Origin of the sequence: Streptomyces sp. NPDC005728 (assembly GCF_040630895.1) — a bacterium.
GTDB lineage: Bacteria > Actinomycetota > Actinomycetes > Streptomycetales > Streptomycetaceae > Streptomyces.
Genome location: NZ_JBEXYL010000010.1, coordinates 84,566 through 97,666 on the forward strand (window position 1 = coordinate 84,566; position 13,101 = coordinate 97,666).

The 13,101-nt window shown below is 72.4% G+C and carries 9 protein-coding genes and 1 tRNA gene; 5 read left to right on the plus strand and 5 right to left on the minus strand.

Annotation, left to right across the window (positions count from 1 at the left end; translation table 11 throughout):
- Positions 1-32 precede the first annotated feature (32 nt).
- Positions 33-548: a DUF4232 domain-containing protein gene (locus ABZ471_RS10245; RefSeq protein WP_359064494.1), complete on the plus strand. Its 516-nt coding sequence runs from the start codon at positions 33-35 to the stop codon at positions 546-548.
- A 36-nt stretch (positions 549-584) separates the two neighbouring features.
- Here ABZ471_RS10245 and ABZ471_RS10250 read toward each other — a convergent pair whose 3' ends face one another.
- Complete coding sequence (locus tag ABZ471_RS10250) at positions 585-1,691, minus strand: DUF2786 domain-containing protein (protein WP_359064496.1); 1,107 nt, start codon at positions 1,689-1,691, stop codon at positions 585-587.
- Between the two features lie 165 nt (positions 1,692-1,856).
- On the opposite strand from ABZ471_RS10250, the gene ABZ471_RS10255 reads away from it, so the two are divergent.
- Together ABZ471_RS10255 and ABZ471_RS10260 are read left to right on the plus strand one after the other, a co-directional pair.
- Positions 1,857-2,630 carry a Clp protease N-terminal domain-containing protein gene (locus ABZ471_RS10255; protein ID WP_359064498.1) on the plus strand — a complete coding sequence of 258 codons (774 nt, stop codon included), beginning with the start codon at positions 1,857-1,859 and terminating at the stop codon, positions 2,628-2,630.
- 114 nt (positions 2,631-2,744) lie between these two features.
- The gene (locus ABZ471_RS10260; RefSeq protein ID WP_359064500.1) at positions 2,745-4,430 is read left to right on the plus strand and encodes a bifunctional 3'-5' exonuclease/DNA polymerase; all 1,686 of its coding nucleotides are present in this window, start codon (positions 2,745-2,747) and stop codon (positions 4,428-4,430) included.
- 106 nt (positions 4,431-4,536) lie between these two features.
- On the opposite strand, the gene ABZ471_RS10265 is transcribed toward ABZ471_RS10260, so the two are convergent.
- Together ABZ471_RS10265 and ABZ471_RS10270 are read right to left on the minus strand one after the other, a co-directional pair.
- On the minus strand, positions 4,537-7,758 hold the full coding sequence (locus tag ABZ471_RS10265; protein ID WP_359064595.1) for a BTAD domain-containing putative transcriptional regulator: 3,222 nt from the start codon (positions 7,756-7,758) through the stop codon (positions 4,537-4,539).
- 434 nt (positions 7,759-8,192) lie between these two features.
- Positions 8,193-9,086 (minus strand): glycosyltransferase, encoded by an 894-nt coding sequence (locus ABZ471_RS10270; protein WP_359064502.1) that lies wholly within the window; start codon positions 9,084-9,086, stop codon positions 8,193-8,195.
- A gap of 556 nt (positions 9,087-9,642) precedes the next feature.
- Between ABZ471_RS10270 and ABZ471_RS10275 the strand changes: the two genes are divergently transcribed.
- Together ABZ471_RS10275 and ABZ471_RS10280 are read left to right on the plus strand one after the other, a co-directional pair.
- On the plus strand, positions 9,643-9,876 hold the full coding sequence (locus ABZ471_RS10275; protein WP_359064504.1) for a hypothetical protein: 234 nt from the start codon (positions 9,643-9,645) through the stop codon (positions 9,874-9,876).
- A 392-nt stretch (positions 9,877-10,268) separates the two neighbouring features.
- Positions 10,269-11,060, plus strand: a complete 792-nt coding sequence (locus ABZ471_RS10280; protein ID WP_359064506.1) for a hypothetical protein — start codon at positions 10,269-10,271, stop codon at positions 11,058-11,060.
- 146 nt (positions 11,061-11,206) lie between these two features.
- Here the strand turns inward: ABZ471_RS10280 and ABZ471_RS10285 are convergent.
- A tRNA-Thr gene (locus ABZ471_RS10285) sits at positions 11,207-11,280 on the minus strand.
- A gap of 105 nt (positions 11,281-11,385) precedes the next feature.
- Entirely contained in the window at positions 11,386-13,041 is a 1,656-nt protein-coding gene (locus tag ABZ471_RS10290; protein ID WP_359064508.1) for an alpha/beta hydrolase, read from the minus strand.
- Positions 13,042-13,101 lie beyond the last annotated feature (60 nt).

Consider the following 13,101-nt stretch of genomic DNA (forward strand, 5'->3'; position numbering starts at 1 on the left):
GGAGACCGTCACGACCTCGATGGGACCTGCTCATGCGCGCCATTCCGCTCACCGTCACCGCCCTCGCCGCCGCCCTCCTGCTGACCGCCTGCAACGACAGCGGCGGCGGCAAGAACGGGAAGAGCAGCTCCGCCTGCGAGATCGGCGGGGTCTCGGTGCAGATCGGGTCGGCGAGCGTCGCCCCGGCCGCCGGCGACACGGGCGAGGTGCCCGTCAGCATCACCAACCAGAGCGCGCCCTGCACCCTGGACAAGTTCCCGAGCGCCGTGCTGCACACGGGCAGCTCCGAGGCCGACGTGCCCGTGCTGCAGGGCGCGAAGGCCCAGCAGCTGAAGCTCGCCAAGGGTGACTCGGCGACCTTCACGATCAGTTACGTGCGCGGCAAGGCGGGCGACAAGGCCAGCCTGGAGGCGAAGACCGTGAAGGTCGCCCTGCCCGGCTCCACCGCCACCCGCAGCTTCCCGTGGTCGTACGGCCCCGTCGCCACCAAGGGCGCCCAGGGCACCCCGGACGCCTCGGTCAGCGCTTTCCAGCAGGTCGGGGACTGACCCACGGCGGTGGAACCCCGCGGCAGCGGCCGGCTCTCAGGACAGTCTGGGGCGGGCCCTGACCTGCGCCTCGTCCGCCGCCCGCGCGCCCTCCGTCCAGCCGGCCGCGTCGCTCACGCCGCGCAACCGGGTCGTGGTGGTCTCCGGGAACAAGTGCTCCAGCCGATGGGTGACGGCCGTCTCGCGCGTGGCGAGCACCGGCAGCAGGTCCTGGGTCACCTGAGTCTCGGCCGCCGCCGCGAGCCGGTCGCCGACCCGGTGGGCGTAGGCCGCGAGGAACGACTGCCGGAAGGTCTTGGTGCGCTTGCGGCCGCCGGCTCTCTGGGCGGCCTCCGCCGCGGTCATCGCGTGCGTGGCCTGCACCAGCAGCGAGGTGTAGAGCAGTTCGACCACCTCCAGATCCGCCTCGAAGCCGACGACCGTGGAGAAGCCCAGCGGTTCGTTCCACACCGCGCGGCAGTGGTTGGCGGTGGCGACCGCGTCCAGCAGCACCGCCTTGGCCTGCTCGTACGGCGGCTCGACGCCGATGCGGCAGGCGCCGGGCGCGTCCGGCGCGGGGGCCGCGGCGGCCAGCAGCGCCTCGTCGACGCTGTGCCGGGCCATCAGCTCCTGCGCCTTGGCGCTCAGCGCCTCCGCCTCCTCCGGATACCCGGTCGCCTCGGCCTTGGCGAGCAGGGCGCGGATCCGGGTGAGCATGCGGGAGGCGGCGGGTCCGTGCTCGCGGCGGGGCTCTTCGAGGGGTTCCAGGGCGGGCAGGCGCAGCAGCAGGCGGTACAGCTGGAGGACGGTGGTGGCGTGCGAGAAGCGGTCGCTTCCGCGCGCGGAGTCCTCCGGCAGGGCCTCCAGCTGCGCGGCCCAGCGGCGCCCCCGCGGGCGGTCCCGCCCGGCCTGGGCCCGGATCAGCCCCGCGGCGAGGCGTATGTGGACGTCCTCCAGCTCACGCCGTACGAGCCGTACGACGTCGGCGGGCTGCCAGCCGCGCTGCCAGGCCGACGCGACGAACTCCTCGCCCCGCCGCGCGAGTTCCGCGTCCGCGGCGGGGTCGGCGGCGAGCAGGGAGGCGCCCGTGTCGAGTCCGGCGTCGGTGTCGTCGTACAGGGCGGCCCGGAAGGCCCGCTCGACGGTGCTGGCAGTGCTGGTCACGCCGTCGATCGTGCCATGCGCCGCCGACAGCGGGACGAGGTCGTCCACACCCTGTGGACAGTCCCGGGCGGCTTGGTCGCACAGGAAGCCCTGCCGGCCACGCAGGAAGCCCTGCACTGTCAACCAATGGTTGACAGTGCAGGGGTGGCAACCTACGGTTGACACATGGCGACCAACCCGAACATCACGGCATCCGTACGCCTCGACGACCTCATCGAGGCCATCAAGAAGGTCCACCCCGAACCCCTCGACCAGCTCCAGGACGCGGTGATCGCCGCCGATCACCTCGGTGACGTGGCCGACCATCTGATCGGCCACTTCGTCGACCAGGCCCGCCGCTCGGGCGCGTCCTGGACCGACATCGGCAGGAGCATGGGCGTGACCCGGCAGGCGGCGCAGAAGCGGTTCGTGCCGAAGGAGTCGACCGACCTCGACCCCAGCCAGGGCTTCAGCCGCTACACCCCGCGCGCGCGGAACGTGGTCATGGCAGCCCACAACGAGGCGGTGGCGGCCCGCAACCCCGAGGGCCGCCCCGAGCACCTGGTCCTCGGGCTGCTGGTCGAGCCGGAGGGCCTGGCCGCGAAGGCGATCACCCGCCAGGGAGCCCTGCTGGACTCCGTACGCCGGGCCGCGACCGCCGCGCTCCCTCCGGCCGCGGACGACGTCCCCGATCTCATCCCCTACGGCCCGGAGGCCAAGAAGGTCCTGGAACTGACCTTCCGTGAGGCCCTGCGACTCGGCCACAACTACATCGGCACCGAGCACCTGCTGCTGGCTCTGCTGGAGCACGAGAACGGCGAGGGGGTCCTCAGCGGGCTCGGCATCACCAAGGCCGCGACCGAGGAGTACGTCGGCAGGGTGCTGGCCCTGCTGCTGGAGCAGAAGTCGGCGGCGTCGGACGCGGCGAAGGCCGCGGCAGACGGCGCGGCAGACGACTGAGTCCCGGGCCGGCACCGTCGCCGACAGTGGAGCAACCGTCGCGGAGCACTCTGCTCCGCGACGTGAGACAGCAGGTCAGGACCATTGTCAGTGCCGGCTGCCACACTCGCAGTCATGACCGACCGGTGGGCTCTCGCGCCGGCCGAGGACGGTGGCGTGGACGTCGCCCCCCTCGGCCCGGACGGGCTGCCCGCCGGTCCGGTGCGGCGGGAGAGCGATCTCGCCGGGGCGGTGCGGAGCCGCCCGGAGGTGACGCGCTGGGTGTGGCGGTCGACACCCGAGGTCTACCCGCGTCTGCTCGCCACGGGGGTGCGAGTGGAACGGTGCTACGACATCGAGGACGCCGAAACACTTCTGCTGGGCCACGAGGGCCGGTACGGCGAGCCGCGCTCGGCCGCCGCCGCCCTGGCCCGCCTCCGGGGCGGTCCCGTACCGCCCGACCCGCCGCAGCGCTCGGCCGAACCGGGCGCCCAGTCCCCGCTGTTCGAACCGACCGGCACCCGCCTGCCCCTCCCCGACCTCCTCGCGGTCTACGCCGACCAGCAGCGACGGCACGAGAAGACCGCCCACCCCGGCCGGATGCGGCTGCTGACCGCCGCCGAGTCCGCCGGCATGCTGGTGGCCGCCGAGATGAACCGGTCGGGCCTCCCCTGGAGCGCCGAGGTCCACCGCGAGCTGCTGCACGAACTGCTCGGCGAGCGGTACGCGGGCGGCGGCGAGCCGCGCCGCCTCGCCGAGCTGGCCGACGAGGTGTCCGTGGCCTTCGGCCGCCGGGTCAGGCCCGACCTGCCCGCCGACGTGATCAAGGCCTTCGCACAGGCCGGGATCAAGGTGAAGTCCACCCGCCGCTGGGAGATCGGATCGATCGAACACCCGGCGGTGGAACCGCTGCTGGAGTACAAGAAGCTGTACCGCATCTGGGTCGCGCACGGCTGGTCCTGGCTGCAGGACTGGGTCCGTGACGGCCGCTTCCGGCCCGAGTTCCTGGCCGGCGGCACGGTCACCGGGCGCTGGGTGACCAACGGCGGGGGCGGCCTGCAGATCCCCAAGGTGATCCGGCGGGCCGTGGTCGCCGACCCGGGATGGCGGCTGGTCGTGGCCGACGCCGACCAGATGGAGCCGCGTGTGCTGGCGGCGATCTCCCGCGACCCCGGCCTGATGGAGGTGGCCGGCCGCGAGAGCGACCTGTACCAGTCCGTCTCCGACCGCGCCTTCTCCGGCGACCGGAACCAGGCCAAGCTCGCCGTGCTCGGCGCGGTCTACGGCCAGACGTCCGGCGACGGCCTGAAGAACCTCGCGGCGCTGCGCCGCCGCTTCCCCAAGGCGGTGGCCTACGTCGACGAGGCCGCGCGGGCCGGCGAGGAGGGCCGGCTCGTGCGCACCTGGCTGGGCCGGACCTGCCCGCCCGCCGCCCGGCCGGGCGAGGACGCGGAGGAGGAGGCGGGCATCCCCGTCGGCGAGGACGACTCCGACGGGCAGGCGTGGGTCCCCGGCTACGCGTCGACCGACTCCCGCGCGCGGGGCCGCTTCGCCCGCAACTTCGTCGTGCAGGGCAGCGCCGCCGACTGGGCCCTGCTGCTGCTCGCCGCGCTGCGCCGGTCCTGCGCGGACCTTGCGGCAGAGCTGGTGTTCTTCCAGCACGACGAGGTGATCGTGCACTGCCCCGCCGAGGAGGCCGACACCGTCGTACAGGCCATCCGGGACGCCGCCGACCTCGCCGGGCGGCTGACCTTCGGCGAGACCCCGGTGCGCTTCCCGTTCACGACGGCGGTGGTGGAGTGCTATGCCGACGCCAAGTGAGCGCCCTCGGTCCATGTCGGCCCATCGGCACCGGCCGCGAGGTGCCGTCACGGGACGGCGCCCCACGCCGAGCACCTGCCGCGGTATGACCTTGATCCGCGCGGGCCTACCGGACCGGGCCGTCGGACAGCAGCCTCCGCAGCTCCGTGAGGACCGCCTGCTCGTCCGTGCCGTGCAGCCCCGTGAGGGCCGCGCGCCAGGCGTCGTACGCCTCCGCCCGCCGCCCCTCCTCGTGCAGCAGCAGCCCGTGCTGGTGGCGGGCGAGGCCGCCGATGTAGCGGTCGGCGCGGGCGTCGGCGCGGTGCAGCAGCTCGGCGCACTCGGCGGCGGCCCGCGCGGCCTCGCCCAGCTCCCGCAGTGCGCGGACGAGACCGAGCCGGGTCTGCGACTCGCCGTGCCAGTCGCCGTGGCCGCCGAGGATCCGCAGGCTCTCCTCGAAGTGCCCTGCGGCGGCTGCCGGTTCGCCGAGCGTGAGGTGGGCGTACCCGATGTTGCAGTGGGCCGAGTGCTGGACGATGACCGCGCCGATCGCGTCCCCGATCTCCAGCGAGCGCCGGTGCTGCTCGATGGCGGCCCGCGGATCGGTGTGCTCGTAGAGGTTGCCGAGGTGGCTGCGGGTGACGGCCTCGCCGTAGGGGTCGTCCAGCTGCCGGGAGTACGCGAGGCTCTGCCGCAGCGCCTCCCCCGACTCCGCGAACCGGCCGAGCCCCTCCAGCAGCAGCCCGCGGTTGTTCAGGCTGCGCCGGATCCAGGAGACCGTGCCGAGCCGCCGCCAGATCACGAGAGCCTGGTCGGTGAGGGCGAGCGCGTCGTTCTGCCGGCCGGTCAGGAAGTTCAGGCCCGCGAGGTCGCCCAGGGCGTACGCCTCGGCCGCCGCGTCCCCGAGCCGCCGGGCCGCGCCGAGCGCGGCCCGCCCGAGCACCTCCATCTCGGCGGCCCGGCCGCTGCGCTGCACGTAGGGGAAGAACAGCCGGACGAGTACGGAGAGATGGGCGGCCCGGCGCTCGTCGTCCGTACCGGCGTTGCGCTCGACCAGCGCGACGATGTTCTCCAGCTCCACGTCGCCCCAGGCGAACACCATGTCGGCGGACTCGAAGGAGCCCAGGGCCGCCACGTCCGCCGCGTGCTCCGGCGGCTGGGCGGAGGTGGGCCGCAGGCGGTCGTCCTGGTCGAGACCGGGCTCCACGACGGCGACGAGGGCGCGCTCGGCGACGGCGGCGTACCAGCGCAGGGCGGTCAGGTCCGGATCGGCGCCGGCGGACGGCATGGGACTCTTGCCGGCCAGTTCGCGCGCGAAGTCACGGACCAGGTCGTGCGGGGCGTAGCGGCCGTACGTCGTCTCCTCCAGCAGGGCCACGTCGACCAGCCGGTCCAGAGCGGCCTCCGCGCGGCGCGGGTCGGTGCCGGTGAGGCGGGCGACCAGCGGGGCGCCGTAAGTGGGCAGGTCGAGCGCGCCGAGGTGGCGCAGGGCGAGGGCCGCGTCCCGGTCGGCCTCGCGCTCGGCGGCGGCGAGCGCGTCGTGCGCGACGGCCAGGGAGCGGCGGACGCTCAGGTCGTCGTACTCCAGGTGGTGCAGACGGCCTTCCGTGGCGGCCAGTTGACCGGCCAGCACATCCGGCGTGAGGGCCCGGCGGGCGGCCAGCCGGGCGGCGACGACCCGCAGCGCGAGCGGCAGCCTGCCGGTCAGCTCGACGAGGGCGTGCCCCGCGTCGAGCCCCTCCCGCCCGCTCACCGCGCGTAGCAGGGCCGCGCTGTCCTCCCCGGTGAGCGGGGAGAGCGGGAAGCGACGGGCGCCGTCGAGCGCGGTCAGCGGCGAGCGGCTGGTGACGATCACCGCGCAGCCGGGCCCGGCCGGGAGCAGGGGCCGCACCTGGGCCGCGCTCGCCGCGTCGTCCAGCACCAGCAGGATGCGGGCCGGGGCGAGCAGAGAGCGCAGCAACGCGGCTGCGGCGTCCGGGTGTTCGGGGATGTTCCGGGACTCGGCGCCCAGGTCGCGCAGCAGTGCGGCGAGCGCCTGGGCCGAGGTGAGGGGGGTCATGCCGGGCGTGGCGCCGTGCAGGTTGACGTACAGCTGACCGTCGGGAAAGCGTTCCCGCAGCCCATGGGCCACGTGCAGGGCGAGGGCGCTCTTGCCTACGCCGGCCATACCGCTGATCACGGCGAGTTGGCTCCGCCGGTCGGCGAAGGCTTCCTGCAGGACCTTGATTTCGGCTGCACGGCCGGTGAAGTGGCCCGGAGGCGCGGGGAGTTGGGCCGGCGCGGGGGGGTGGGCCGAAGAAGCCCGGCCTGCGGGCGGGACCGGGCTCCCACCCGCACCACGCGTCCGGCTTTCGCCGTCGGGTGCGGACGGAGCCTGTGGGGCCGGCTCGCCGTCGGCGGCTGCGGGGATGCGGGTGCGTTGGGCGGGGACCCGGGCGGCTTCCTCCCGCGCTTTCGCGGGCGAGGAGCCTCTCAGGACCTCCACGTGGGCCTCGCGGACCGCCCGGCCCGGCTCGATGCCGAGTTCCTCGATCAGGTGGGCGCGCAGGTCGCGATGGACGGCCAGGGCCTCGGCCTGGCGGCCGGTGCGGTGCAGGGCAAGCATCAGCTGGCGGTGGAACGCCTCGCGCAGCGGATGCTCGGCGACCAGGGCCGCCAGCTCCGGGACGAGACCGGCCACCCTGGCTCCGCCGAGGGCGAGTTCGGCGTCGTACCGCCACTCCAGCAGGAGCAGCCGCGCCTCCTCCAGGCGCTGCACGAGGGCGTAACCGCCGAGGTCCGCGGGGAGTCCGCTGAGCGGGGTGCCACGCCAGAGCGCGAGCGCCGCCGTGCAGGGGCGAACGACAGCCGCCCAGTCCCGCCGGGCGTGCGCGGCGCGCGCCTCGGCGACCCGGGCGTCGAACACGTGCACGTCCAACTCGCCGTCGTCCACGCGCAGCAGATAGCCGGGCGCCACGGCCCGGAGCCGCTCGGGGTCGTCCAGGAGCCGGCGCAGCCGGGTGACGTGGTTGTGCAGCGAGGCCTGCGCGGAGACGGGAGGGGCTCCGCCCCACAGGGCGTCCTTCAGCGACTCGACGGACACGACCCGGCCGGCCTCCAGCAGCAGAGCGGCGAGCAGGGCGCGGACCTTGGGGCTGCCGATGGCACGGACGAGGTTGTCGGGGTTGTACTCGGAGGTGCCGTCAGGGCTGGTGGTGCCGTCAGGGTTGGTGTCGTGGGCGCCGCCAGGGTTGGCGTCATGGGCGTTGTCGTAGGTGTTGCCCGAATCGTCGTACGAAATCTCGTACGGCTGCCGGTCATACAGCACAGGCGGTCCCAGCAGTCCGAAACGCAGCTCGCACCGCCGCATCACGCCGCCCCACTGCCTTTCCTGGCGGAATTCCGCCCCGTCCACAACGGTTTCCCGCCACCTTCCGCCTGCTGGTCGGGGCCGGAATCCGTGAGGGTTCCGGCTTCCCACCGCTGCCGCCTGGCGACTTCCGGCCAGCCGGTCCGCAACCAGCGGACGAACCGTTGGCCACATGTTAGCGATCCGTTGGTGCGCCCTGATGTGATCTTTTCATCGGATCCGGCCCGACGGCGCGCGCGTAAGTCGCGTAACTCGGGGGAGTGTCGCCGCAGGCCTGGTCCGGGGGCGCAAGGGGCCCCGGTCGGCGGAGGTGAACGACCGGGGCCCTGTCCCGTACCTTCACATCTTCGCGCGCGCCGCTCGGACAGGGAGCGGGCGCGCTTCGCTCAAACAACGGCCGGGCCCCCTCCGTTCAGGCGCCGGGCGCGCTTCGCTCAGATGACGGGCGGTCGGCCGAGCCGGGTGAGTCGCCACACCGTCCGCCAGCGCATGGGCCGCCGCTCGCCGGCCGTCTCCCGCAGCCCCTCCGTGAATCCGCCGAACCAGGCCCGCAGCCCGGCCAGGGAGCGGGTGCGGGCGAGCGTGAGCAGCGTCCACGCCCCGAGGTGCACCGGGATGAGCGGCAGGGGCAGTCGGCGCCGGACGAGCCAGACACGGTTGCGGGCGTTGACCCGGTAGTAGATGGCGTGCCGGGCCGGCGAGGTCTTGGGGTGCTGGAGCAACAGCGCAGGGGCGTACAGGATCTTCCAGCCGGCGTCGGCGGCCCGCCAGGCGAGGTCGGTCTCCTCGTGCGCGAAGAAGAACTCGGCGGGCCAGTCCCCGGTCTCGGCCAGCATCGTCATGCGCAGGGCGTGGCCGCCGCCGAGGAAGCCGGTGACGTAACCGCCCCGCAGAGGGTCGGAGCTGCCCACCCGGGGCACATGCCGCTGCTGGGTCTCGCCGTGCTCGTCGGCGATCCGGAAGCCGACGATGCCGAGGCGCGGGTCGGCCGCGTACAGCTCACGCACCCGGCGCAGCACGTCGGCGTCGACGAGCAGCCCGTCGTCGTCCAGTTCGACGACGACGTCGACGTCGCCGTACGCGCGCAACCGGGCGAGGGCGACGTTCCGGCCACCCGGGCAACCGAGGTTCTCCTCGACGTCGATGGTGGTGACCTCGCCCGGCAGGGACAGCCGCTCGGCGAACTCGGGCAGCCGGCAGCCGTTGCCGACGATCACGATGCGGGCGGGGGCCACGTCCTGCTTGGCCACGGACTCCAGCAGGGCGTCGACTTCGGCAGGCCGGTTGCCCATGGTCACCACGGCCACGGCGATCCTCGGCTCCACCACGTCCCTCACCCCATCCGGCCGACGACAGCGCCGCGTCCTGACCGCACGGCGCTCTCCGTTCACCAAGATGTTGCCTCAGGTGCGCTGGTTCATCTGGCGCCGATTCACTTTGCAGCCCCTTTGCTGTGGTTTTGTCGGCTCCTGGTGCGGCGCCGGGATCCGATGGACCACCGGACCGGGCGAGAGGGCTCAGGACCGCCGACGCCGGCGCGCGGCGAGGAACAGGACGGTGCCGACGCCCACGGCCAGGACGCCCACCGTCCCGGCGATCCACGGCAGGGACCCTGCTCCCGATCGAGGACTACGAGACAGGTCAGGTCGTCGTCCGGAAGTTCGACGCGGACGCCGAGATCGCGGACGCCTGGATACGCCTTCGCTCCGGCCACGCCCTACCCGAGGACCACGTACTGCTGGAGCACGAGCTCTCTGAGCTCACCTACCTGCGCGAACACCCCGGGGCCACCTATCAGGAAGCCCACCGGGTGGCGAACGAAACCTACAATTGGCAGAGCAAGGTTCCGCTGGACAAGCGCGAAGACTTCGAAAGTGAGTGGTGATGGCCTCCCTCGTCCACTTCAAGAAGGAGTCCGAGGGCGGGGCGGTTGTCCGCTACTCCTTTGGTGAGGACCCGGCAGACATGACCCGGATCCTGACCATGAACACGCACACGCGAACGGCCCAGCCGGACGACGGCGACATCGACTACACCTTCCTCAAGGCATCCCGGAAGATCAACTCCGTGTACGACGAGCGGTCGCAGTGGCCGGAACGGGGCATGAGCGCGAGCTGACCCACCGAGGGTGACGAGCGCTACCTGAGCCTGGACAAGGACCCAGGTCACGGGCTATGTGACCTGGGCTTTTTCAGAGCCGCCTTCGGGATTCGAACCCGAGACCTACACACGACGATGGATGACTGTGAACGATGCCGGATCAACCAGATCTGAGACCGCGTCTGCGAGATGTTGCGGGCGAGCGATGCCCTGAAAGAGTGCGTCCACAAGAAGCGGACCGGCCGTTTGGCCGACGAAGCGAGATGCCGTGCTGGGCGTCGCGAGCGTAAACGGTCTTCGACCTGTGATCATGGAGCGTTCATTGAAAGTGACCGACGAGGAGCTCCAGGTCACGGGGTCGATGCGCCGCCGCCGTGTGGCGCTCGCGGGAACGCGCTGTAGGTGATGTGGTGAACTGGTTGACCTCGCTGCCGGCGGTGGCGCTGGTTGTGGGCGGGCTCTTGCTTGCCTTACTGGTCGCGGCCGTGGCGCGGGTCGGCGTCCGGGCGCTCGTACCGGTCGGGGAGCAGGACCGGGTGCCGCAGATCGCCATGCCCCTGATGCCGACACTCGGCGCCGCCTTCGCGATCTTTGCGGCACTCTCACTGGCCAGCGAGGCCGGCTACCTGCGCGCAGCAGAGGGACTGGTGAGCGACGAGGCGGCCGCGGCCTCCCGCCTGGCATGGGCGGCGACAAGTCCGCGAGTCCAGTCGGAGCCGATCCATACGGCACTGCTGAACTACTTGCAGACCACGCGTGCCAGGGAATGGGGGGGTACAGCGGCGGCGTCCGGTGACGACCTGGCCACCGCTCGCGCGATCGCACGGCTGGAGCGGAGTGTGCGCGCCGAGGCGGCCCGGCCCGAGGTCGGAACCCCGACAGGCACGGAGCTGGTGGTTTCCCTGGACGGTGTCACCAGTAGTCGTCGCGCCCGCGTCGCGGCCGCCGAGCGCGACGTTCCCGCGCTCTACGTCGTCACGCTCGTGGTCAGCGGGCTGGCCTTGATCGTGAACTCTGGCGCACTGGTCTTCCGCAGCAGCCTGCGAACGTCATTGCTCGTCGCGGGTGTTGCGAGTGTGGTCGGGCTGAGCCTGGCGTTGCTCTTCGCACTCAGCGCGCCCTGGGGTGGACCGTTCATCGTCAGTGGGCACCCACTCGACGCCATCGTGGGGGACCTGAAGTCCGGCTTCTTTCGACAGTAGGCCGTAGGCGGCGGGCGCGATCAGTACGCCGACACGATCCTGAACGAGCTGGGCGTGGACATGTCGACGCTCATGGAGATTCTTCAGCACACCCACTGAACGATAGAACCCCGGGTCAGAATATTTTCTGACCCGGGGTTCTTGTGAGCCGCCTTCGGGATTCGAACCCGAGACCTACGCATTACGAGTGCGTTGCTCTGGCCATCTGAGCTAAGGCGGCGCGCTGTCCGCACTATGGTGCGATCAGCAACGTCGGTAAGTCTACACAGTTTCCGGGGGTGCTCCGTACCACCCCGGAGCACCCCGACCGGCCCGGCGATCGGATCTACGAGCAGCGCTTTCCCTTCGCCGGAGGCGTCCCGTGGAGGAGGTAGGCGTCGATCGCGGAGTCGATGCAGGCGCTGCCGCGGCCGTAGGCGGTGTGGCCGTCGCCGACGTAGGTCAGCAGGCGGGCCGAGGAGAGCTGGCGGGCGAGGGACTCGGCCCAGACGTAGGGGGTCGCCGGGTCGCGGGTGGTGCCGACCACGACGATGGGCGCCGCGCCCTTCGCCTCGATGCGGTGCGGCTCGCCCGTGGCCTTCACCGGCCAGTACGCGCAGTTCAGCGAGGCCCACGCGAGGCCCTCACCGAAGACCGGGGACGCCTTCTCGAACTCGGGAAGGGCCTGCTCCAGCTGCTCCGGGCCCGTGAAGGCGGGCGGCAGGTCGAGGCAGTTCACGGCGGCGTTGGCCATCATCAGGTTGCTGTAGTGGCCGTTCGCGTCGCGTTCGTAGTAGCCGTCGGAGAGGGCGAGCAGGCCTGCGCCGTCCTTCTCCCGCATCGCCGAGGTCAGCGCCTCGCGCAGCTGCCCCCAGGCACCCTCGTCGTACATCGCCGCGATCACCCCGGTGGTGGCCAGCGACTCGCCGACCTCGCGGTGGTCCGCGTCGCCCCCCGGGATGGGGTGGGCGTCCAGCTTGCGGAAGAAGGCCTTGAGGTGGTCGCCGACCTGCGCGGGCGTGGTGCCCCTGCCGCCGAGCGGGCAGTCGGGCTGCCGTACACAGTCCTTCGCGAACGCCTGGAACGCCGTCTCGAAGCCCGCCGTCTGGCCCAGGTTGAGGTTCCGGGCGTCGAGGGACGGGTCAATCGCGCCGTCCAGCACCAGCCTGCCCGTCCGTTGCGGGAACAGACCGGCGTACGTCGCCCCGAGGAAGGTGCCGTACGACGCGCCGACGTAGTTCAGTTTCGGGTCGCCGAGCACTGCCCGCAGGATGTCCATGTCCCGCGCCGCCTCGACGGTGGACACGTGCCGCAGCAGCCGCGCCGAGTGCGTCCCGCAGCTCTCCGCGAACTTCTTGTACTCGCCGACCAGCTCGTTCGTCTCCTTCCGGTCGTCGGGCGTGCTGTCCGTCTGGGTGTAGGCGTCCATCTGGCGTGCGCCGAGGCATTCGACCGGCTCGCTGCGGGCGACGCCCCGCGGGTCCATCGCGACCATGTCGTAGCGGGCGCGGACCTCGGCTGGGTAGCCGATGCCCGCGTAACTCTGGAGATACGCGATCGCCGAGCCGCCCGGACCGCCCGGGTTGACCAGCAGCGAGCCGATCGGCTTGTCCTTGCCGGTGGCGTTCTTGCGGGCGACCGCGAGCCGGATGTCCCCCGCGCCGGGCTTGGCGTAGTCCAGCGGCGCCTTCATCGTGGCGCACTGGAAACCGGAGACACCGCAGCTGCGCCAGTGCAGGTGCTGGGTGTAGTACGGCGACAGCTCCGACGGCGTGGCACGGGGCAGCGCGGCCAGCACCGCCTCCGCCGGACCGGAGGACGACGTGGTCGAACTCCCGGAGGAACAGGCGGAAGCGAACAGCGCGACGGCCGCCAGAAGGGTGCCCGTGACGCGCGCCGACGACCGGGTCCGGCTTCGGGTCCGAGCCTCGATCCAGGTCCGGGACCGGGGCCGGTTCCGGCGGGTCCGGCGGTTCCGGCGGAGAGATGACCAGGTGTGCATCAGGCGAGCGTAACGCTGGGCGATGGAGCAGAAGCGGTGCGTGTGGACGGTGGCCTCGTA